The sequence below is a fragment of the Microbacterium sp. C5A9 genome (genome assembly GCF_022627955.1).
Lineage (GTDB): Bacteria > Actinomycetota > Actinomycetes > Actinomycetales > Microbacteriaceae > Microbacterium.
The window spans coordinates 311121-330684 of record NZ_JABXGD010000001.1 but is presented as its reverse complement, the minus strand read 5'-3'; the positions used below and the strand labels follow the sequence as shown (position 1 = coordinate 330684).

The window sequence follows — 19564 nt, the reverse complement described above, 5'->3', positions numbered from 1 at the left end:
GCGGGCGTGCGCATCGGGCCGCCCCGCGCACCTCGTCAGTAGTAGACGGCGAGCGGCCCCGACGGCCCATCGAGCACCTGCACCGGTGTGTCGAACACCCGCGTCAGGACCTCGTCGGTCATGATCTCGCGAGGTGATCCGAACTCCACCACCTCACCGTCCTTCATGGCGCAGATGTGATCGGCGTAGTGACCCGCGAAGTTGATGTCGTGCAGCACGATGACGATCGTGCGACCGAGCTCGTCCGAGGCCCGGCGCAGGTGCTGCATCATCTGCACCGCATGCTTCATGTCGAGGTTGTTGAGCGGCTCGTCGAGCAGCACGAACTCGGTGTCCTGTGCCAGCACCATCGCGACATAGGCGCGCTGACGCTGACCTCCCGACAGCTCGTCGAGGTAGCGTCCCTCGAGGTCTCCGAGGTCGAGGAAGTCGATGGCGCGGCTCACGATCTCCTCGTCGGCCCCGGTCAATCGTCCCCGCGAGTGCGGGAAGCGTCCGAAACCGACGAGCTGCCGCACGGTGAGCCGCGTGACGAAGTGGTTCTCCTGCCGCAGCACCGAGACGATCTTCGCCAGGTCCTTCGATCTGGTCGTGGCGACGTCGTAACCTGCGATCTCGATCGACCCGGCGTCCATGCCGCCGAGACGTCCGATCATGGTGAGCAGGGTCGACTTGCCCGCGCCGTTCGGTCCGATCAGCGCCGTGATCCCGCCTGCGGGGATCTCGAGATCGACGGGGCCGATGGCGACCTCGCTGCTGTAGTCACGGCGGACGCCGTCGAGTGCGATCACAGCCTGCCCTTTCTGAGGATGACGATGAGGAACACGATCCCGCCGACGAGCTCGATGAGGATCGACACCATGCCCTGCGCGTAGAAGACGTTCTTCATCACGAAGTACGCCCCCGCCAGGATCGTGAACGCGGTGAGCACGGCCACGGGGAAGATGAGCCGGTGGTCGTGCGTGTCCGAGAACTGATAGGCGAGGGTCGCGACGAGGAACCCGAGGAAGGTCATCGGACCGACGAGCGCGGTCGAGGTCGCCATGAGCACCGCGACGAGGAACAGCACGACGAAGAGCTCCCGCTTGTGGTCGAGCCCGAGCGAGCGCGCGGCATCCGCCCCGAGGGCCATGACGTCGAGGCGGCGCGAGCGCATCACGAGCAGCGTCGACGCGGCCAGACAGAGCGGGATCGCCAGCGGCAGGTATGACGCGTCGGCGTTCGACACGTTGCCGAACAGCCGCGCGGCGAGCACGTCGAACTCGCTGGGCGTGAGCAGTCGCTGCATGAACGTCGAGATCGCACCGAGTCCGCCGCCGATGATGATGCCGACGAGGAGCATGATGTGCAGGTTGCCGTAGCGACCCGACAGCAGCCACCCGTACAGGGCCATCGCGAGAGCCACCATGATCACGACCTGCAGACCGAACTGCCAGACGCCCTGGATCGCGACGAGTCCCGCGACCCCGAAGAGGTACACGGTGCTCGTCTGCACGACCCGGTACAGCGACTCGAAGCCCATGATCGACGGAGTGATGATGCGATTGTTCGTGACGGTCTGGAAACTCACGGTCGCGGTCGCCTGTGCGATCGCGACCACCACCATGACGGTCACGCTGGTGGCCCGGTGCTGGGCGATGCGCCAGAACCCGGCTGACCCCACGGGCATCGGGTTGTCCCACGCCAGCAGCCCGAACGCGAAGACCACCGAGAGCACGACGAGGAGGCCGAGCACGAGGAGGTAGCGGCGCCGTGCGCGCGGCGTCGTGAAGGATCCGGACGTGCGGGCACCACCCGCGATCGCGCTAGCCACGGCGGCGCTGCCTCAGGAGCAGGAGGATGAACACGACGGCACCGACGACGCCGAGGATCAGCGACACCGGCACCTCGAACGGCATGATGATCGTGCGCCCGATGATGTCGCAGACGGTGACGATGGCGATTCCGAGCAGGCAGACCCAGGGCAGGTTGCTGCGCAGATCGTCACCGCGGACCATCGAGACGATGTTGGGGACGATCAGCCCCAGGAACGGCAGGTTGCCGACCACGACGGTGACCACGCCGGTGGTGACCGCGATGAGTGCGGTGCCGAGCAGGATGATCCGGTCGTAGTTCACCCCGACGTTGGTCGCGATCTCCTTGCCGAGACCGGCGATCGTCAGGCGGTCGGCCACGAGGAAGACGATCACGCCCACCACAGCGACGATCCAGAGCATCTCATACTGTCCTCGGAGCACCGAGGTGAAGCTGCCCGCGAACCAGACGCCGATCGCCTGGAGCGAGTCGGTGGCGAGCGCGAAGTAAGTCGATACCGCGCCCACCACCGCGCCGAGCATGATCCCGACGATCGGCACGATGAGCGATGAGGAGAGCGAGACGCGACGCAGGAAGGCGAAGAACACCATGGTGCCGATGAATGCGGCGACGATCGCGCCGGCCATGCGCAGCGGGATCGACGGCTGCGGCACCAGCACCATCACGGTCAGCAGACCGAGGCCTGCCCATTCGGTGGTGCCGGTGGTCGTCGGCTCGACGAAGCGGTTCTGGGTGAGCAGCTGCATCACGAGACCGGCCATGGCCATGGCCGCGCCGGCGAGCACGAGGGCGATCGTGCGCGGGATGCGGGTGATCTGGAACATCTCGGCGCCGTCGGCGGCGCCGGCGATGTCGTAGACCCCGGTGAAGAGCGAGAGGACGAGGAGCGCGACGACGACGACGACGCCGATCAGCAGCTTCACGTCGAAGAGCCGCCCGGCGGAACGGGGCGGCTCGAACGAGCGGGCGGACTCGGAGGTGACGAGGTGGTTCATGACGGAACGCCGGATGGCGGCATCCGATCGAGGATCGGATGCCGCCACGCGGTGGTCACTTCTGCGCGGCCTCGAGGGCGTCGGCGAAGTCGTTGAGGAACGTCGTGTAGGTCTGGATGCCCTCGTTGAGGTACGTGTCGGTGGGCATGTAGACGATCTGCTCGTCGGCGATCGCGGTGACGCCGGCCAGCGCCTCGGAGTTCACGAGGATCTCGGACGCCTGTACGTAGTCCGGCGTCTCGGCCGCGAAGACGGCGTCGCGGTCGAGCACCAGGAGCCAGTCGGGGTTCGAGGCGGCGATCGCCTCGACCGAGATGTCATCGCCCTGGTGATCGTCGGACGCGTCGTCGACCTCGAGAGCGGGCGTGAGGCCGAGGATGTCGTAGATCGGGCCGAGCGAGCGCCCGACCGTCGGAGCGAGATAGCCGATCTCGCCGCCCGACGTGTTGACGGCCATCACGGTGGCCGAGTCGTCGTAGGCTGCCGTCGCGCGCTCGACCGCCTCGTCGAAGGCGTCGACCAGCTCCTTCGCCTCGTCCTGCTTGCCGAAGATCTCGCCGAGGACCGTGGTCTGCCGCTTGAGCTCGGCGTCGAAGGGCTCACCGTCGCGCGGCTCGAGGTCGATGATCGTGGCATCCGGCACCAGGTCGGCGATCGCCTGGTTGTGCTGGGTGAATCGCTGTCCGCTGATGATCAGGTCGGGCTCGACCGCGACGATCGCCTCGAGGTTCGGCTCACTGTGGAGTCCGATGTCGACGATCGAGTCGTCGTCGAGGTACGACACGGTGTCGGGCATGAGTGCGACAGCGCCCGCCGAGAGCTCGATCCCCCAGTCGGAGAGGGTCTGGAAGGTGCGGTTGTCGAGAGCGACGACGGATGCGGGAGGGGTCGCGATCTCGTGCTCGCCCGTGTTGTCCTCGATCGTGACGGATGATGCAGCTGCTTCCGTCTGCTCCGGTTCGGCCTCGGCTGGGGAGGAGCACCCGGCGAGCGCGACAAGGCCGACGACGCCGACGCTCGTGGCGGTGAGGATTCTGGGCATGGACATGGAGAGACTCCTGTTCTGCTGTGTGGAAACGCGCACGAGTGGCGCAGGACGAGCGACTTAGGCATGCCTAAGTTCCGCTCTCAAGATAGGTTAGCCTTACTTTATGAGCGATACGAAATCCGGCTTCTCGATCGAGCGCCGCGGCCTCGATCTGCGTTTCCGCACCGTCACCCTGAGCGCCCGAGAGTGGCTCGCTCCCGACTTCGTGCGCGTGCGCCTCACCGGCAGCGATCTCGAGGGGTTCGACTCTCCCGGATCCGACGACCACATGCGCCTGTTCTTCCCCACCGGCCCCGTGAGCTCGGTCGAGGAGATGCGCGCGGCGCCGAGCCGCGAGTACACGCCCCTCGCGTGGGGACCTGACTGGCTCGACGTCGAATTCGCGGTGCACGGAGACACCGGCGTCGCGGCGCCGTGGGCGGCCACCGCTCCCCTCGGCTCGGTGATCGGAGTCGGTGGACCGCGCGGGTCGGCCGTCATCGCCGGCGCCCCCGACTCCTGGCTGCTGGTCGGAGACGAGACGGCGATCCCCGCCATCAGGCGCTTCGCCGCGCTGATCCCCTCGGACGTCGGGGCTCGGATCGTGATCGAGACGGTCTCGGCCGGGCGGGAGGTCGACATCGACGCACCTGTCGAGATCGAGTGGCTGCATCGGGGCGATGCTCCCTCGGGCTCGGCGCTGATCGGGTTCCTCGAAGAGCAGACCGCCGCCGACATGATCGGCGTCGACCCGTTCGTCTTCATCGCGGCCGAGCAGTCGATCGTCCGGCACGGACGCGCACTGCTGGAACGGTGGGGCATCGACTCGGCGCGCGCCGTGGTGAAGGGCTATTGGAAGCGGGGCGAAGCCGAGTACCACGCGCCGCACTGAGTCCTCCGGGGCGTCGGACGCCGGCCTGCAAGACTGGGTGCATGGCTCTCCTCGATCACCTGGGCATCACCGTCGACGACCTCGAGACCGGACGGGCGCAGTTCCACCCTGTGCTCGCGGCACTCGGATACGAGAGCGGGTCGGAAGACGATCACTCGATCTCATGGCACCACGGCGAGGAGACCGAGCTGATCATCTTCGCCCCGCGCGACGAGGCGAGCGGCCCGCACGTGCACGGACGCGTCGGATGGCAGCATCTCGCGTTCGCCGTGGACTCGCGTGACGACGTCGACCGGCTGCACGCGGTCGCCGTCGCCGCAGGGTGGACCGTGGTGCGCGAACCCCAGATCTACGAGCGGTTCAGTGAGAACTACTACGCCTCGTTCGTCGAGGATGCCGGCGGAATCCGGGTCGAGTTCATGCACAACCCTCCTCGAACCTCCTGATCGTTTCGCGCCGGATCTCCTCTGCACGCCCATGCGCTCGCCACGAGTTCTCCCCGCGCGATGGGATGACGGTATACAGCGACGCCGATCGGGATACGCCGTCGGGAACGATGGGAGGATGACACGGTGCACCTCATGAACGACGCTCAGATCTGGACGATGATCGGCTCGTTCACCGCGCTCATGTTCGGCATGCTGACCATCGTCTCGACGCTCTTCATCCGCGTCGTCCGGGCCGAGATCAGCGGACTCCGCGGAGAGATCGGCGGACTCCGCGGGGAGATGAATGCCCAGATCGGCGGACTCCGCAACGAGATGAACGCCCGCTTCGACACCGTGAACACGCGCATCGACGGGCTCGACCGCGACATGCAGGCCGTGGTCAAGCGCTCCTTCGGCCTCGACCGCGACTGACCTCAGACGATCGGGGCGGCGACAGCCTCGGCATCCGCCCGGTCGGTGAACGCCTCTTTCGGGACGAACACGAGGATCGCGGCCGCGACGAGGGCGGTGACACCGCAGACCACCCACACGGTGATGTAGCCGGCGAAGGATCCGGCCGTGCCCTCGACCGCGCCGCTCACGCCGTTCAGCAACGCGATGCCGAAGACGCACGAGGCGATCGCCCCGCCCACCGTCTTGACCGAGTTGGTGAGTCCGGTCGCGACCCCCGTCTGCGTGGCGGGAGCCGCGGAGGCCGCCGCAGCCGGGAGCGCGGCCACGAGGGCGCCCGATCCGAGTCCGACGACGACCATGTTCGTCACGACCTGCAGGTAGGAGTCGTGGAAGGGCAGGAACAACAGGAACCCCGCACCCACCAGCAGCGATGCGCCCATCAGGGTGATGCGCGGGGTGAGCAGGCGCGCGATCACCGGGAACAGGAGCGCACCCGCGATCATGGCGATCAGGTACAGGCCGATGATCAGCGACGTCGCGAACCCCGTCGTGCCGAGCCCGTATCCGTACACGCCGGGATCCGTGCGCGCGAACGTCGACAGCGGCGCCTGGGCCCCCAGGACGCTCACTCCGAACAGGCCCGCGGTGAGGAACACCGGCCCCAGAGCCGGCGACCGGAACATGCGCACGTCGATGAGCGGGTCGTCGCAGCGCAGCTCCCACAGCACGAACGGGACCACCAGCAGAACGCCGAGGATGACGACCGCCCACGACCACGGGTTGACCAGCCCACCCTCGAGACGCAGCAGGCTGAGGCCCCCGGTGAAGCAGATCAGCGCCATCGAGATGAGCACGACGCCGACCGTGTCGAACACGCCGCCGGTCGGGTCGGGCGACTCCTTCACCCCGAACAGGATGACGAAGAAGCAGACGACGATCAATACGGCGGGGATCAGGAGCACGACAGTCAGGGGAAGGACGTCGATGAGCGCGCCGCCGACGAGAGCCCCGATGATGGCCCCGCCCTCGAGCGCCGCGACCAGAAGCCCGGCGGCCTTCGCCGTGATCGACGAGCGCCCCTCCATGCGCCGCGACCGCGACCAGATGAGAGCGATCTCCAGGGGCAGCCAGACGACATAGAAGCCCATCAGCGTCCACCCGATGAGGAAGACCGCGAACGAGTCCGTGAACGGCAGGACGAGAGCCGCCGCGGCGGTCAGGGCGGTCGAGATCAGGAGCATCCGCTTGTGGCCGACCATGTCGCCGAGCTTCGCGAACGCCGGCACGACGAGCGCCGACAGCATGAGCTGCGTGCCCTCGAGCCAGTTGACGTCGGCGTCGTGGATGCCGAGGTGCCGCGCGATGTCGGTGAGCATGGGCGTGTAGTAGCCCTGCAGCACACCGCTCGTGAACTCGACGAAGGCCAGGAACCCGACGACCGTCGCCAGGGTGCCCAGAGTCCGATTGCGCATCATCGCGACTCCTCGATGAGAGGGGGATCCGGGCGCTCGGACGCCCGGAGGAAGGTGAGATCACCCTAGCCGCTCGATGAGGGCGCGGTGGAACCGCTCTCCTCGCTCGAGGGCGGCGATCTCGACGTTCTCGTCCACGCCGTGGATCGACGCCCGCTGCGCGTTCGACATGTCCAGCGGCGCGAAGCGGTACACGGCAGGGGCGAACCGGTGGAAGTGCCGGGAGTCCGTCGCCGCCATCATCACGTACGGCACCGCCGGAACACCCGGATGCGACACCGCGAGCGCCTCCGCGAGCAGCGCGAACTGGTCGTTGTCGGTCGCGGATTCGGGCGAGGGCTCGCTCGCCTCCTCGACCGTCACGGTGATGAGCGGGTCGCGGATGCGGCGACGCACCCGCATCACGGTCTGCTGCGTCGTCTCTCCCAGAGCGATCCGCAGGTTGACGGTCGCGGACGCCTGAGACGGGAGGACGTTGGCCGCGGTGCCGCCCGACTGCATCGTGGGCGCCACGGTCGTGCGCACGAGAGCCGCAGGCTCGCCGCCGAGCGCGGCGAACACCCGCCCCGTGAGCCACGGCGCGGCCCCGAGCAGGCGGAGCAGGTGCCCGGCGGGTCCCGGTGTCTGCGCGCCGAGCTGCGACAGCATCCGTCCGATCGCCCGGGAGGGTCGCGGGCGGAACGTCGAAGGTCCGAGCCGGTCGACGGCGCGCGCCACCCGACGGACGGCGGTGAGCGCAGGCGGCGCCGAGGCATGGCCGCCCTCGCCGCGCGCCGACAGGGTGAGGGTCATGACGCCCTTCTCGCCCACGCCGATCATGGCGGCACGTCCGGGCACGAAGGGCAGCGGCGCGTCGACCACGGCCCCGCCCTCGTCGACGACGAGCCACGGCACGATGCCCCGGTCGCGCAGCACGCGCGCGATCTCCTCAGCCGCGCGGCCATAGGTCTCTTCGTTGCCCCCGAAGGAGAGATAGACGTCGCGGGCCGGAACGAACCCCTCGGCGAGGAGGTTCTCGACCGCCTCGAGTACGACGATCAGGGGCCCCTTGTCGTCGAGCGCTCCACGTCCGAAGACGACGCCGTCGGCGATGACCCCCGCGAAGGGCGGGTGCGTCCACGCATCGCTCTCGTCGACGGGGACCACGTCGTAGTGCGCCATCAGCACGAGGGGGGCATCGGATGCCCCACCTCGGCCGGGCCAGCGGAGCAGAAGACCGAAGTCGGTGTGACGCTCGAGAGCGAGCTTCTCGTGGACGAGCGGATAGAGCTCGGCGAGCAGCGCGACGAAGTCGTCGAACGGCGCAGCGCCCCGCTCCTCGAGCTCGGCCGACACCGTCGGCAGCTGGATCATCTGCGAGAGGCGTTCAGCGATTCCGGGGCGCGGTGCGGTCACGTCGGCCATCGTATCGTCGGCGTCACGCGGCGCACACGACGTCTCGCGGGCGGCCCGAGCCGCGAGAGAATGGAGGAATGAGCCTGTTCGCCTTCGCCCCCTCCCCCGGGCCGCGATGGCACCTCGCGACCCAGGCCGCCCTGGGCATCGCCGCGCCGATCGCGGTCATGACGCTGCTCGGCCAGCCGTCGCTGGGCTACATCGCGGCATCCGGAGCTTTCACCGTCCTGTTCGCGGGCAGGGCCGCCGTCGTCGACCGGGCGAGGATCCTCCCGCTCGTGGCCGCGGGTCTCCTGCTCAGCGCCGCTCTGGGAGCAGCCCTCTCGGCGAATGCCGTGCTCGTCAGCATCGGCGTCGTGGTGGTCGCGATCGTCAGCGCAGCGCTCTCGTTCGGGTTCCGACTCGGTCCGCCGGGCCCGCTGTTCTTCGTCCTCGTCTTCGGGCTCTCCGCCCACGTGATCGCCAGTTCGCCGATCGCGCCGCTCCTCTATCTCGCGGCCCTCGCCGCGGGCTGCCTGTTCTCCTACCTGGTCGCCGTGTCGCCTCTGCTGCGCCGCCGCACGCGCGCCGTCGCAGCCCGGCCCCTGAAAGAGCTGCTGCCCGGACCGACCTTCACCCCCGACTCGCGCATGCTGCTCATCCGGGTGGCGATCGTCGCGGTGCTCGGTGTGCTTCTGGGCCTGGTGATCGACCCCGTGCGCACGTACTGGGTCGTGGGATCGGCCGTCGCCGTGATCGGCGTCGCCGCCTCGCGTCGTGCCGCCGTGGAGCGTGGGCTGCACCGGATGCTCGGCACCGTCGTCGGAGCCGGCGTGTATGCGCTGCTCGCACTGCTGCATCCCGCCGGGCTGTGGCTCGCACTGCTGCTGGGCGCACTGCAGTTCACGATCGAACTGGTCGTCGTGCGCCACTACGCCCTGGCACTCGTGTTCATCACCCCTCTCGTCCTGCTGCTCACGGGGGCGGCGACCGGGGAGATCGGATCGATGGACGTCGCGCTCGAGCGCATCGTCGACACCGTGGCCGGGGCCGCTCTCGGAGCCGCGTCCGGGGTTCTCCACCCACGCCCCGGCGCGAAGGACCGCTGACCTCCTCGATCTCGGCCGCCGCGCGGGCCATACTCGCACCATGACCCGTGCGACAGAGATCGACGACTACCATCGCAGGCTCGCCCCCGAAGATCGCGCGATCTGCGAGGTTCTCGCGGCCGAGATCGAACGGGTCCTCCCCGACGCGGAGGGCAGGGTGTGGCACGCGCACCCGGTGTGGTTCCTCGACGGGAATCCGATCGTCGGATACCACCGGCTGAAGGATGCCGTGCGGCTGATGTTCTGGAGCGGGCAGTCGTTCGCCGCCGACGGCCTGGCCGCATCCGGGACCTTCCAGGCTGCCGAGGCGCGATTCCTCGACGCGGCGGAGGTCGACATCGCGCTCCTCGCCGACTGGCTCGCCGAGTCCCGGCGGATCCAGTGGGATTACGAGCACATCCGCACGAACCGCGGGCTCGTCAAGCGCACCGAGTTCTGAGCGCCGACGGGAACATCGGTCAGGCCTCGCCGGTTGCACTCCGAGGACCGAGAGGGAGACCCATGGAACTGACGCTCGTCACGTCCGCGTTCTGCGGAGCCTGCGCGCGCACCCGATCCGTCCTGGCGGAGGCGGCGAAGTACCTCCCCGACGCCACGATCACCGAGATCGACGTCGCGCGCGAGCCGGATGCGGCCGAGGCGCTCGACATCCGCTTCACCCCCACCGTGATCGTCCGCGATGCCTCGGGCACTCAGGTCTTCCGCGCCGAGGGCGTGCCGACCGTCCCCCAGGTGCTCACCGCCGCGGTGAGGGCGCTGCCGGCCTGAGCAGCCGCGCACGCCCTTGCGGATGTCTGACCCCCGGCGAAGAATGAGCGTGCAGACGGGGTCGACGACGACTCCGCGTCACGACGACTCCGCTTCATGAGTGAGGGCAGCACAATGGCGAATCTCAACCCCTACCTCTCCTTCCGCACCGAGGCGCGGCAGGCTATGGAGTTCTATCAGAGCGTGCTCGGCGGTGATCTCGAGATCAGCGTGTTCGGCGACTTCCCCGACATGATCCAGAATGCGGATCAGAAGCACCTCGTGATGCACGCCCAGCTCACGACGACCGACGGCCTCGTCCTGATGGCATCGGACACCCCCGACGGCATCCCGTTCGAACCGCCGCAGGGGTTCTCGGTCTCGCTGAGCGGCAACACCCAGGAGCGGACACAGGAGGTGTGGGATGCGCTCGCGGACGGCGCCGCGATCACGATGCCTCTCGACACCCCACCCTGGGGCGGGACGTTCGGGATGCTCGTCGACCGGTTCGGCGTGCCCTGGATGCTCCACGGTGACCCCGAGTGACACACTGAGCGGCGCGTCATCCGCGCCGTATGTCAGCGCAGGGCGTGCGCCTCGATGAAGGCGCGGAGCTCGCTCTCGTCGTCGGCCATCTCGGTCGTGCGCTGCGGGGCGTCGAGCATCTCGCGCACCTCGTCCGAGTACTCGAGCTCGACGCCGATCGCCTCACGGATCGTCTCGGCGAACTTCTGCGGCTTGGCGGTCTCGAGCACGAGCATGGGCACGCCCGGCTCGACGTACTCGCGGGCGACCTTGACGCCGTCTGCGGTGTGCGGGTCGATGATGTCGCCGGTCGAGTCGTAGACGGCCTTGATGGTCGCGAGACGATCATCGTGGGTCGAGGTTCCGCTCACGATGCCGAACTCCTCCACGAACCGCTCGAGATCGGCCGTGAAGTCGAAGTGGCCCTGCGTGTCGAGGTCCTGCCAGGCGCTCACGACGCGGGCGGCGTCGCGGCCCACCAGCTCGAAGATGAAGCGCTCCAGATTCGACGCCTTCGAGATGTCCATCGACGGGCTCGACGTGGCGAGGGTCTGGGCGGCGCTGCGCGGGCGGTAGACGCCGGTGCGGAAGAACTCGTCGAGGACGTTGTTCTCGTTGGCGGCGAGCACGAGGCGACGGATCGGAAGCCCCATCTGCTTCGCGAAGAAGCCGGAGAGGATGTTGCCGAAGTTGCCCGACGGCACCGTGAACGACACCTCGGTCCAGCCGCCGGCGTCCGTCGCACGCAGCCACGCCCAGAAGTAGTAGACGACCTGCGCGGTGATGCGGGCGAGGTTGATCGAGTTGACGGCGCCCAGGTTCTGCGCGCGCTTGAAGTCGAGATCTCCGGCGAGCGCCTTGACGAGGTTCTGGCAGTCGTCGAACACACCGTCGACGACGATGTTGTGCACGTTCTCGTCGTCGAGAGAGAACATCTGCGCACGCTGGAACGCGCTCATGCGCCCCTTCGGCGACAGCATGAAGACCGAGATGCGGTCCTTGCCGCGGAGCGCATGCTCGGCGGCCGACCCGGTGTCACCCGACGTCGCGCCGAGGATGTTGAGCACCGACCCCTTGCGCTCCAGGGCGTACTCGACGACCTGACCGAGGAACTGCATGGCCATGTCCTTGAACGCGAGGGTCGGCCCCTCCGACAGCCCCACGAGTGTGAGGTCGTCGCCGATCGACCGGAGCGGCACGACGGCCTCCGGGAACGGCTCGTACGCGGCAGCCGTCATGCGTGCGAGGTCGACCCGCGGGATGTCGGTCGCGAACAGCCCCAGCACCTCGGTCGCGAGCTGCGGATACGTCAGAGCACGCCAGCGCTCGAGAGTCTCGCCGTCGACCGTCGGCATCGTCTCGGGAACGGCCAGTCCACCGTCGGGCGCGAGGCCCTCGAGCAGCGTCTCGCAGTACGGCAGCGGCTGCATGCCGCCTCGGGTCGAGATGTACTGCACGGTGGCTCCTCAGATCGGAATCGGCACGGGACTTCCATTGTCGCAGGTGGCCGGGAGCTGATTTCACGCGAAGCGCCGACTCCCCCGCGGTCAGAACAGGGATGCGGGCAGCGCACCCTCGTGCTCGAGCAGCCACCGCTTGGCCGCGAGCCCCTGACCGGGCATGCCTCCGGAGTATCCGCCGAGCCCGTCTCCCGCGACGACCCGATGACACGGCACGATGATCGGAACAGGATTCGCTCCCATGATCGCGCCGATCCCCCGCGCCGGGACATCCGTGCCACTGCGGCGTGCGAGGCCGCCGTACGTCACCGTGTCTCCGTGCCCGACCGTCTCGTGCAGCGCCGTCAGCACCGTGCGGGTGGTGTCGGATTGACGACCGAGGTCGACCGGCAGGTCGAAATCCCGCAACGTCCCGCCGAAGTATGCGGTCAGCTGGCGGAGGGCTTCGGTCAGCAGCGGGTCCGGCCCGGCATCCGTCCCCGCGGGAGGATCCGCCAGCCACGCGACCCGCAGGATCGCCGTTCCGTCGCTGACGACGCCGATCTCTCCGAGGGGAGAGCGCGCGGTTCCGAACGAGGGCATGGCCAGAGGCTATCGCGCGGGGACGCCGCCGTTCTCGACCTAGCGCCTTTGACGCGGGGAGGCAATGGTATTCCGCATCCGGTTCTCAGCTCTTACCGTGGAGCCATCAACAGAATCAGGAGCCCTCATGACTGCGAAGACACATGCCGCGCATGACCACCAGCCCGCGAACGGCACGGCTCCCCAGAACGCGGCCACGCCCGTCGAGCCCCTGTACGAACGCGTCGACCTCGATCGCTACGCGGTTCTCCACGGAGGACCCGTGGGATACGTCGAGCACGTGCATCCGGTGTTCGTCTGCTACGTCGGGCATCCGTACCACCAGGCCGACGAAGTCGCTCAGGTGCACGACTTCCATGAGGCAGTGAAGACCGTGCTGCACCGCGCCGTCGCGACTCGGCGCGCTCAGTGAGCCACGACGTCTGGCCCGGCTCCCCCTACCCGCTCGGCGCGACCTTCGACGGTCAGGGCACGAACTTCGCCCTGTTCAGCGAGGGCGCCGAGAAGGTCGAGCTGTGCCTCTTCGACGACGACGGCACCGAGGAGCGCGTGCTCCTCGAGGAGGTCGACGCGTTCGTCTGGCACGGCTACCTGCCGTCGGTGCAGCCGGGCCAGCTCTACGGCTACCGCGTGCACGGACCCTACGACCCCGCGCAGGGTCAGCGGTTCAACCCGAACAAGCTGCTCCTCGACCCGTACGCGAAGTCCGTGGCAGGACGGATCGACTGGGGTCAGCCCCTGTTCGGCTACGACTTCGGCGACCCCGATTCCCGCAACGACGAGGACTCCGCCTCGACCATGGTCAAGGGCGTCGTCATCAACCCGTTCTTCGAGTGGGCGGGCGATCGACTGCCCAAGACCCCGTACGCGCAGACTGTGATCTACGAGGCGCACGTGAAGGGCCTCACCGAGCGGCATCCCGATGTGCCCGACGAGCTGCGCGGCACCTACGCGGCGATCGCGCATCCCTCCGTCATCGAGCACCTCGTGCACCTCGGGGTCACCGCGATCGAGCTCATGCCCGTGCACCAGTTCGTCTACGACTCCACTCTCCTGGAGAAGGGACTGACGAACTACTGGGGCTACAACACGCTCGCGTTCTTCGCCCCGCACAACGACTACTCGTCCAGCGGCCAGCACGGCCAGCAGGTGCAGGAGTTCAAAGCGATGGTGCGCGCCCTGCACGCCGCGGGCATCGAGGTCATCCTCGACGTGGTCTACAACCACACGGCGGAGGGCAACCACATGGGCCCGATGCTCTCGATGAGGGGCATCGACAACGAGGCCTACTACCGCCTCGAAGAGGACCGCCGCTACTACACCGACTACACGGGGACGGGCAACAGCCTCAACGCCGGCAACCCGCATGCGCTGCAGCTGATCATGGACTCGCTGCGCTACTGGGTCACCGAGATGCACGTGGACGGATTCCGGTTCGACCTCGCCTCGACCCTCGCCCGCGAGTTCTACGACGTCGATCGCCTCGCGGCGTTCTTCGAGCTCGTGCAGCAGGACCCGATCGTCTCGCAGGTGAAGCTGATCGCGGAGCCGTGGGACGTGGGCCCCGGCGGGTACCAGGTCGGCAACTTCCCCCCGCAGTGGACCGAGTGGAACGGCAAGTACCGCGACACGGTGCGCGACTTCTGGCGCGGAGAGCCGCAGGCACTCGGCGAGTTCGCCTCGCGCCTCACGGGCTCGGCCGACCTCTACGAGCACTCCGGCCGACGCCCCGTGGCGTCGATCAACTTCGTCACCGCCCACGACGGCTTCACGCTGCGCGACCTCGTGTCGTACAACGAGAAGCACAACGATGCGAACGGCGAGGACAACGCCGACGGCGAATCGCACAACCGCTCCGACAACAACGGGGTGGAAGGGCCGTCCGACGACGAGGCCGTCAACCGCATCCGCGCACGTCAGCAGCGCAACTTCCTGGCGACGCTGCTGCTCTCGCAGGGCGTGCCGATGATCGCGCACGGCGACGAGCTCGGCCGCACGCAGGGCGGCAACAACAACGGATACGCCCAGGACAACGAGATCACCTGGGTCGACTGGGAGGCGGCGGATCGACCGCTGATCGAGTTCACGGCGGCCGTCGCGAGACTGCGCCGCGCGCATCCGACGTTCCGGCGAAGCCGCTTCTTCGACGGGCGGCCGGTCCGCTCGGAGGACGGCGAGCGGGTTCCCGACGTCGTGTGGCTGCGACCGGACGGTCGCCGCATGGAACCGGAGGACTGGGATTCGGGCTTCGGCCTCGCGATCGGCATGTTCCTCAACGGGCAGGGAATCCGTGAGAAGGACCGCCGCGGCCGCCCGGTGTCCGATCAGAACTTCCTCGTGTACTTCCACAGCGGGAGCGAGTCGATCGACGCGGTTCTCCCGGACGGACGACACGGGCTCGCCTGGGAGGTCGCGATCGACACCGCCTCCGATCGGGCGGGCGGCACGCCGCTCGACGCGGGTGCACCGGTGACCCTGGAAGCCCATTCGCTGCTTGTCCTGCGCGAGGTCGACCAGACCGAAGTCCCGACGGACGACTCCGTCGAGGCCTCGCTGCGCATCCAGACCGAGCGCGCCGAGACTCCGGCGCCGGCGCCGAGCCCGGAGCTCCCGCGATGACCCAGCGCCCCCTGTCGACGTATCGCCTGCAGATCCGCGCCGGATTCACTCTCGACGACGCCGCGGCGGTCACGGACTACCTCGCCGACCTCGGGTCGTCGTGGGCGTACCTGTCGCCGCTGCTCGCCGCGGTACCGGGTTCCGATCACGGCTACGACGTCGTCGACCACTCACGGGTCGACGACGCCCGCGGAGGCCCCGAGGGGCTGGAGAGGTTCGCCGCCGCCGCGCGCGCCGCGGGACTCGGCATCCTCGTCGACATCGTCCCGAACCACGTGGGGGTGGCGATCCCGCGCGCGAACCTCTGGTGGTGGGACCTGCTGCGTCTCGGCCGCGCCTCTCGGCACGCGGTGGCCTTCGACGTCGACAGGAGGGTGGCCGACGGCAAGGTCCGGCTGCCGATCCTGGGAGCCTCGCTCGAGAAGGTGCTCGCTGCCGGGGAGATCGTCGTCGACACGACCCCGGCGGAGGACGCGCCAGACGGCACCCTGAGCTACTTCGACCACGTCCTGCCGCTGGCACCCGGAACCGGCGAGCTGTCCGCAGACCTGCCCGCGTTGATCGAGGCCCAGCACTACGAGCTCCGCTTCTGGGAGGACCAGAACACGGACCTCGACTACCGCCGCTTCTTCGCCGTGTCCGAGCTCGCCGGCATCCGGGTCGAGCTTCCCGACGTGTTCGACGAGTCGCACCGCGAGATCGCCCGCTGGATCACCGAGGGCCTCGCAGACGGGCTCCGGGTCGACCACCCGGACGGCCTCGCCGATCCCGGCGCCTACCTGGAGCATCTCGCCGACGCGACCGGCGCGGCGTACACCGTGGTCGAGAAGATCCTGGAGCCCGGCGAGCAGCTGCCCTCGTGGTGGCGCACCGACGGCACCACCGGCTACGACGCCCTCGGCGAGGTCGACCGGGTGCTGATCGACGGCGCCGGCGTCGAGGCGCTCGATGAGCTCGACGCCCGGCTGCGCGCCGAGACCTCGCTGCCCGCCGCGGAGTCGTGGCACGACCTCATCCTCACGACCAAGCGGATGGTCGCCGACGAGCTGCTGCAGTCCGAGGTGCGACGACTGGTGAGAGCGCTTCCGTTCGGCGTGGTCGATGCCGAGGACGCGCTGACGGAGATCATCGCGAGCTTCCCCGTCTACCGGGCGTACCTTCCGGCCGGACGCGAGCACGTGCAGCAGGCGATCGACGATGCGGCACGGCGGCGGCCCGACCTCGCCGAGGCGATCGCCGAACTCACCCCGCTGCTGTTCGACACGAGCCTCGAGGTGGCCGAGCGCTTCCCCCAGGTGACCGGGGCCGTGATGGCGAAGGGCGTCGAGGACACCGCGTTCTACCGCTTCACCCGTCTGGGCACGTTGACCGAGGTCGGAGGCGACCCCTCGATCGCCTCCCTGCCGGTCGACGCTTTCCACGCGGCGCAGCAGGCACGCCTCGCCTCGTGGCCGCACGCGCTGACAGCCCTGTCGACCCACGACACGAAGCGCTCCGAAGACGTCCGGGCGCGCCTGTCGGTGCTCGCGGAGGTCCCGGATCGCTGGGCGGAGGTGCTGACCGAGCTCCGCGGCATCGCCTCGACCGGGCACGGTCCACTCGACGCGCTGCTGTGGCAGGCGGCGGTCGGGGCCTGGCCGATCTCCTCCGAGCGGCTGACCGCATACGGGCTGAAGGCCGCGCGCGAGGCCGCGGAGTCGACCGGGTGGCAGCATCCGGACGCCGACTTCGAGAAGGGCGTCATCGCCATCGCCGAGGCGGCCGACGGCTCCGCTCGAGACGTCATCGAGCGGTTCGTGGGCGAGATCATCGCTCCCGGCCGGGTCAACTCGCTCTCCGCGAAGCTCCTCCAGCTGACGGCACCCGGGGTCCCCGACGTCTACCAGGGCACCGAGCTGTGGGACCACTCCCTGGTCGACCCCGACAACCGCAGGCCCGTCGACTTCGCCGCGCGGCGCGACATGCTGCGCCGGCTCGACGAGGATGCCGAGCGCGGCGTCCTGCCGCCCATCGACGATTCCGGGCTCGCCAAGCTGCTCGTCACCTCGCGAGCGCTGCGCCTGCGACGCGACAACGTCGACCTCTTCGAGGGCTATCGTCCCGCCGGCGTCGCCGGCGAGGCATCCGCCCATGCGATCGCGATGGATCGGGGCGGCGTGATCGCCGTGGCCACGCGGCTTCCGGTCGCGCTGGCCCGACGCGGGGGCTGGGGCGACACCGTGCTGATGCACCGCGACCTTCCGGTGCGGGATGCTCTCACCGGGCGACGCTTCGAAGGGGGCCCGCTGCGAATGGCCGATCTGCTCGACACGTACCCCGTCGCGCTGCTGGTGGAGGATCGATGATCTCGGTGTGGGCCCCGCACGCGAACAGCGTGCGACTGCGACGGCTGACCCCCGCCTGCGTACCGATCTCGGAGCACGACCTCGCGCCCGCACCCCACGACGACGGGTGGTGGAGTGTGGACGTCGCGATGGCGGAGGGCGAGCGCTACGGGTTCCTCCTCGACGGCGGCGACGACCTGCGACCGGATCCTCGCTCACGACGACAGCCCCGAGGCGTGCACGGCCCCTCCGCCCTGTTCGACGCCTCGCGCTTCGAGTGGGCCGATGAGGGCTGGACCGGACGCCGGCTCGCCGGAGCGGTGATCTACGAACTGCATGTCGGCACCTTCACGCCCGAGGGCACTCTGGACGCCCTGATCGGCCGACTCGATCACCTCGTGCGCCTCGGCGTCACCCACGTCGAGCTGCTCCCCGTCAACGCGTTCAGCGGCACCTGGAACTGGGGATACGACGGGGTGCTCTGGTACGCGGTGCACGAGGCATACGGCGGGCCCGCCGGCTACCAGCGATTCGTCGATGCCGCCCATCAGCGCGGTCTCGCGGTCATCCAGGACGTGGTCTACAACCACCTGGGCCCGAGCGGCAACTACCTGCCCGAGTTCGGGCCGTACCTGCGCGACGGCGAACACACCTCCTGGGGCCAGTCGGTCAACCTCGATGAGCCGGCCGTGCGCGAGTACATCATCGAGAACGCCCTGATGTGGCTGCGCGACTTCCACGTCGACGGCCTCCGTCTGGATGCCGTGCACGCCCTGCACGACGAGCAGACGCCGCATATCCTCCGCCAGCTGTCCGAACGGGTCGACGCCCTGTCCGCCCAGCTCGATCGGCCGCTCAGCCTGATCGCCGAGTCCGATCTCAACGACCCGACCCTGATCCTGCCGCGTGACGCGGGCGGCTACGGCCTCACCGCGCAGTGGTCGGACGACTGGCATCATGCCGCGCATGTGGCCCTCACCGGCGAGACCGCGGGGTACTACGCCGACTTCGCGGCATCCGATGCCCTCGTCAAGGTGTCGGAGCACGGCTTCTTCCACGACGGGACGTTCTCGTCGTTCCGGGGGCGGCCGCACGGATCCCCCCTGCCGACAGATGTCCCCGCCTGGCGGCTGGTCACGTTCGCGCAGGATCACGACCAGATCGGCAACCGCGCCGCGGGCGATCGTCTCACGGCGAGCCTGTCCCGCGGGCGCCTCGAGGTCGCCGCGGTGCTCACCCTCACCGCACCCGGCACGCCGATGCTGTTCATGGGCGAGGAGTGGGGAGCGACCACGCCGTGGCAGTTCTTCACCTCGCACCTCGAGCCCGAGCTGGCGCGGGCCACCGCCGAGGGCCGCATCGGAGAGTTCGCGCAGATGGGCTGGGACCCCGCCCAGGTGCCCGACCCGCAGGATCCCGAGACCTTCGACCGCTCGCACCTCGACTGGCGCGAGCCCGAGACACCCGAGCACGCCGGCCTGCTCGATCTGTACCGCAGACTCATCGCCCTCCGCAGACGGAGTCCCGACCTCACGGATCCCGATCAGACGCGCACGCACGCCGCGGTCCTGACACCCGACGCGGCTCCCGGGGCTCGAGCCTTCCGCATCGATCGCGGGCAGACGTCGGTGCTCGTGAACCTGACGGCGGGCGATGTCGAGTTCGACGTCGACGAGTCGGATGCCGTCCTGCTCGAGACGTCCTCGTCGCGTGCGGGCGAAGGCACCATCGTCGTCGCGCCGGAGGCGGCCGTGATCCTCGAGCGGAGGCGCTGACGCGAG

At 69.0% G+C, this 19564-nt stretch carries 19 protein-coding genes; 11 read left to right on the top strand and 8 right to left on the bottom strand.

What is annotated here, in order from left to right:
• Nucleotides 1-35: 35 nt before the first annotated feature.
• Genes HWD99_RS01450 through HWD99_RS01435 form a run of 4 tightly spaced genes read right to left on the bottom strand, consistent with a single transcriptional unit; the run spans nt 36 to nt 3858 of the window.
• Entirely contained in the window at nt 36-791 is a 756-nt protein-coding gene (locus HWD99_RS01450; RefSeq protein ID WP_241794462.1) for an ABC transporter ATP-binding protein, read from the bottom strand.
• Nucleotides 788-1813 carry an iron chelate uptake ABC transporter family permease subunit gene (locus HWD99_RS01445; RefSeq protein ID WP_241794461.1) on the bottom strand — a complete coding sequence of 342 codons (1026 nt, stop codon included), beginning with the start codon at nt 1811-1813 and terminating at the stop codon, nt 788-790. Before HWD99_RS01445 ends, HWD99_RS01450 begins: the two co-directional genes overlap by 4 nt.
• Nucleotides 1806-2810: an iron chelate uptake ABC transporter family permease subunit gene (locus HWD99_RS01440; RefSeq protein ID WP_241794792.1), complete on the bottom strand. Its 1005-nt coding sequence runs from the start codon at nt 2808-2810 to the stop codon at nt 1806-1808. Before HWD99_RS01440 ends, HWD99_RS01445 begins: the two co-directional genes overlap by 8 nt.
• Before the next feature lie 55 nt (nt 2811-2865).
• Entirely contained in the window at nt 2866-3858 is a 993-nt protein-coding gene (locus tag HWD99_RS01435) for a siderophore ABC transporter substrate-binding protein (RefSeq protein WP_241794460.1), read from the bottom strand.
• A 103-nt stretch (nt 3859-3961) separates the two neighbouring features.
• Between HWD99_RS01435 and HWD99_RS01430 the strand changes: the two genes are divergently transcribed.
• From HWD99_RS01430 to HWD99_RS01420, 3 genes are all read left to right on the top strand, one after another.
• Nucleotides 3962-4729 carry a siderophore-interacting protein gene (locus HWD99_RS01430; RefSeq protein WP_241794459.1) on the top strand — a complete coding sequence of 256 codons (768 nt, stop codon included), beginning with the start codon at nt 3962-3964 and terminating at the stop codon, nt 4727-4729.
• A gap of 41 nt (nt 4730-4770) precedes the next feature.
• Nucleotides 4771-5175 (top strand): VOC family protein, encoded by a 405-nt coding sequence (locus tag HWD99_RS01425; protein WP_241794458.1) that lies wholly within the window; start codon nt 4771-4773, stop codon nt 5173-5175.
• A 135-nt stretch (nt 5176-5310) separates the two neighbouring features.
• Complete coding sequence (locus tag HWD99_RS01420; protein ID WP_241794457.1) at nt 5311-5589, top strand: hypothetical protein; 279 nt, start codon at nt 5311-5313, stop codon at nt 5587-5589.
• Between the two features lie 2 nt (nt 5590-5591).
• Here the strand turns inward: HWD99_RS01420 and HWD99_RS01415 are convergent, their stop codons facing one another.
• A complete protein-coding gene (locus HWD99_RS01415; RefSeq protein WP_241794456.1) occupies nt 5592-7046 on the bottom strand; it encodes an MFS transporter in 1455 nt (484 codons plus the stop codon).
• 57 nt (nt 7047-7103) lie between these two features.
• Nucleotides 7104-8447, bottom strand: coding sequence for a M20/M25/M40 family metallo-hydrolase (locus HWD99_RS01410; protein ID WP_241794455.1), 1344 nt, complete (start codon nt 8445-8447; stop codon nt 7104-7106).
• Between the two features lie 68 nt (nt 8448-8515).
• On the opposite strand from HWD99_RS01410, the gene HWD99_RS01405 reads away from it, so the two are divergent.
• The 4 genes from HWD99_RS01405 to HWD99_RS01390 all read left to right on the top strand — a co-directional run bounded on the left by HWD99_RS01405 (nt 8516) and on the right by HWD99_RS01390 (nt 10819).
• Entirely contained in the window at nt 8516-9526 is a 1011-nt protein-coding gene (locus HWD99_RS01405) for an FUSC family protein (RefSeq protein WP_241794454.1), read from the top strand.
• 40 nt (nt 9527-9566) lie between these two features.
• On the top strand, nt 9567-9965 hold the full coding sequence (locus tag HWD99_RS01400; RefSeq protein ID WP_241794453.1) for a DUF1801 domain-containing protein: 399 nt from the start codon (nt 9567-9569) through the stop codon (nt 9963-9965).
• A gap of 62 nt (nt 9966-10027) precedes the next feature.
• On the top strand, nt 10028-10294 hold the full coding sequence (locus HWD99_RS01395) for a thioredoxin family protein (protein ID WP_241794452.1): 267 nt from the start codon (nt 10028-10030) through the stop codon (nt 10292-10294).
• A gap of 114 nt (nt 10295-10408) precedes the next feature.
• Nucleotides 10409-10819, top strand: a complete 411-nt coding sequence (locus HWD99_RS01390) for a VOC family protein (RefSeq protein ID WP_241794451.1) — start codon at nt 10409-10411, stop codon at nt 10817-10819.
• A gap of 32 nt (nt 10820-10851) precedes the next feature.
• Here the strand turns inward: HWD99_RS01390 and thrC are convergent, their stop codons facing one another.
• Both thrC and HWD99_RS01380 read right to left on the bottom strand, forming a co-directional pair.
• Nucleotides 10852-12255, bottom strand: coding sequence for a threonine synthase (gene thrC / locus HWD99_RS01385; protein ID WP_241794450.1), 1404 nt, complete (start codon nt 12253-12255; stop codon nt 10852-10854).
• A gap of 90 nt (nt 12256-12345) precedes the next feature.
• Nucleotides 12346-12840: a methylated-DNA--[protein]-cysteine S-methyltransferase gene (locus HWD99_RS01380; protein ID WP_241794449.1), complete on the bottom strand. Its 495-nt coding sequence runs from the start codon at nt 12838-12840 to the stop codon at nt 12346-12348.
• 127 nt (nt 12841-12967) lie between these two features.
• On the opposite strand from HWD99_RS01380, the gene HWD99_RS01375 reads away from it, so the two are divergent.
• The 4 genes from HWD99_RS01375 to treZ are packed head-to-tail and all read left to right on the top strand — an operon-like array spanning nt 12968 to nt 19558.
• Nucleotides 12968-13252 (top strand): hypothetical protein, encoded by a 285-nt coding sequence (locus tag HWD99_RS01375; RefSeq protein ID WP_241794448.1) that lies wholly within the window; start codon nt 12968-12970, stop codon nt 13250-13252.
• Nucleotides 13249-15459, top strand: a complete 2211-nt coding sequence (glgX, locus tag HWD99_RS01370) for a glycogen debranching protein GlgX (RefSeq protein ID WP_241794447.1) — start codon at nt 13249-13251, stop codon at nt 15457-15459. The genes HWD99_RS01375 and glgX overlap by 4 nt, the downstream gene beginning before the upstream one ends.
• On the top strand, nt 15456-17804 hold the full coding sequence (gene treY, locus HWD99_RS01365; protein ID WP_241794446.1) for a malto-oligosyltrehalose synthase: 2349 nt from the start codon (nt 15456-15458) through the stop codon (nt 17802-17804). The genes glgX and treY overlap by 4 nt, the downstream gene beginning before the upstream one ends.
• Entirely contained in the window at nt 17801-19558 is a 1758-nt protein-coding gene (gene treZ / locus HWD99_RS01360) for a malto-oligosyltrehalose trehalohydrolase (protein WP_241794445.1), read from the top strand. The genes treY and treZ overlap by 4 nt, the downstream gene beginning before the upstream one ends.
• The last annotated feature ends 6 nt before the right edge of the window (nt 19559-19564 follow it).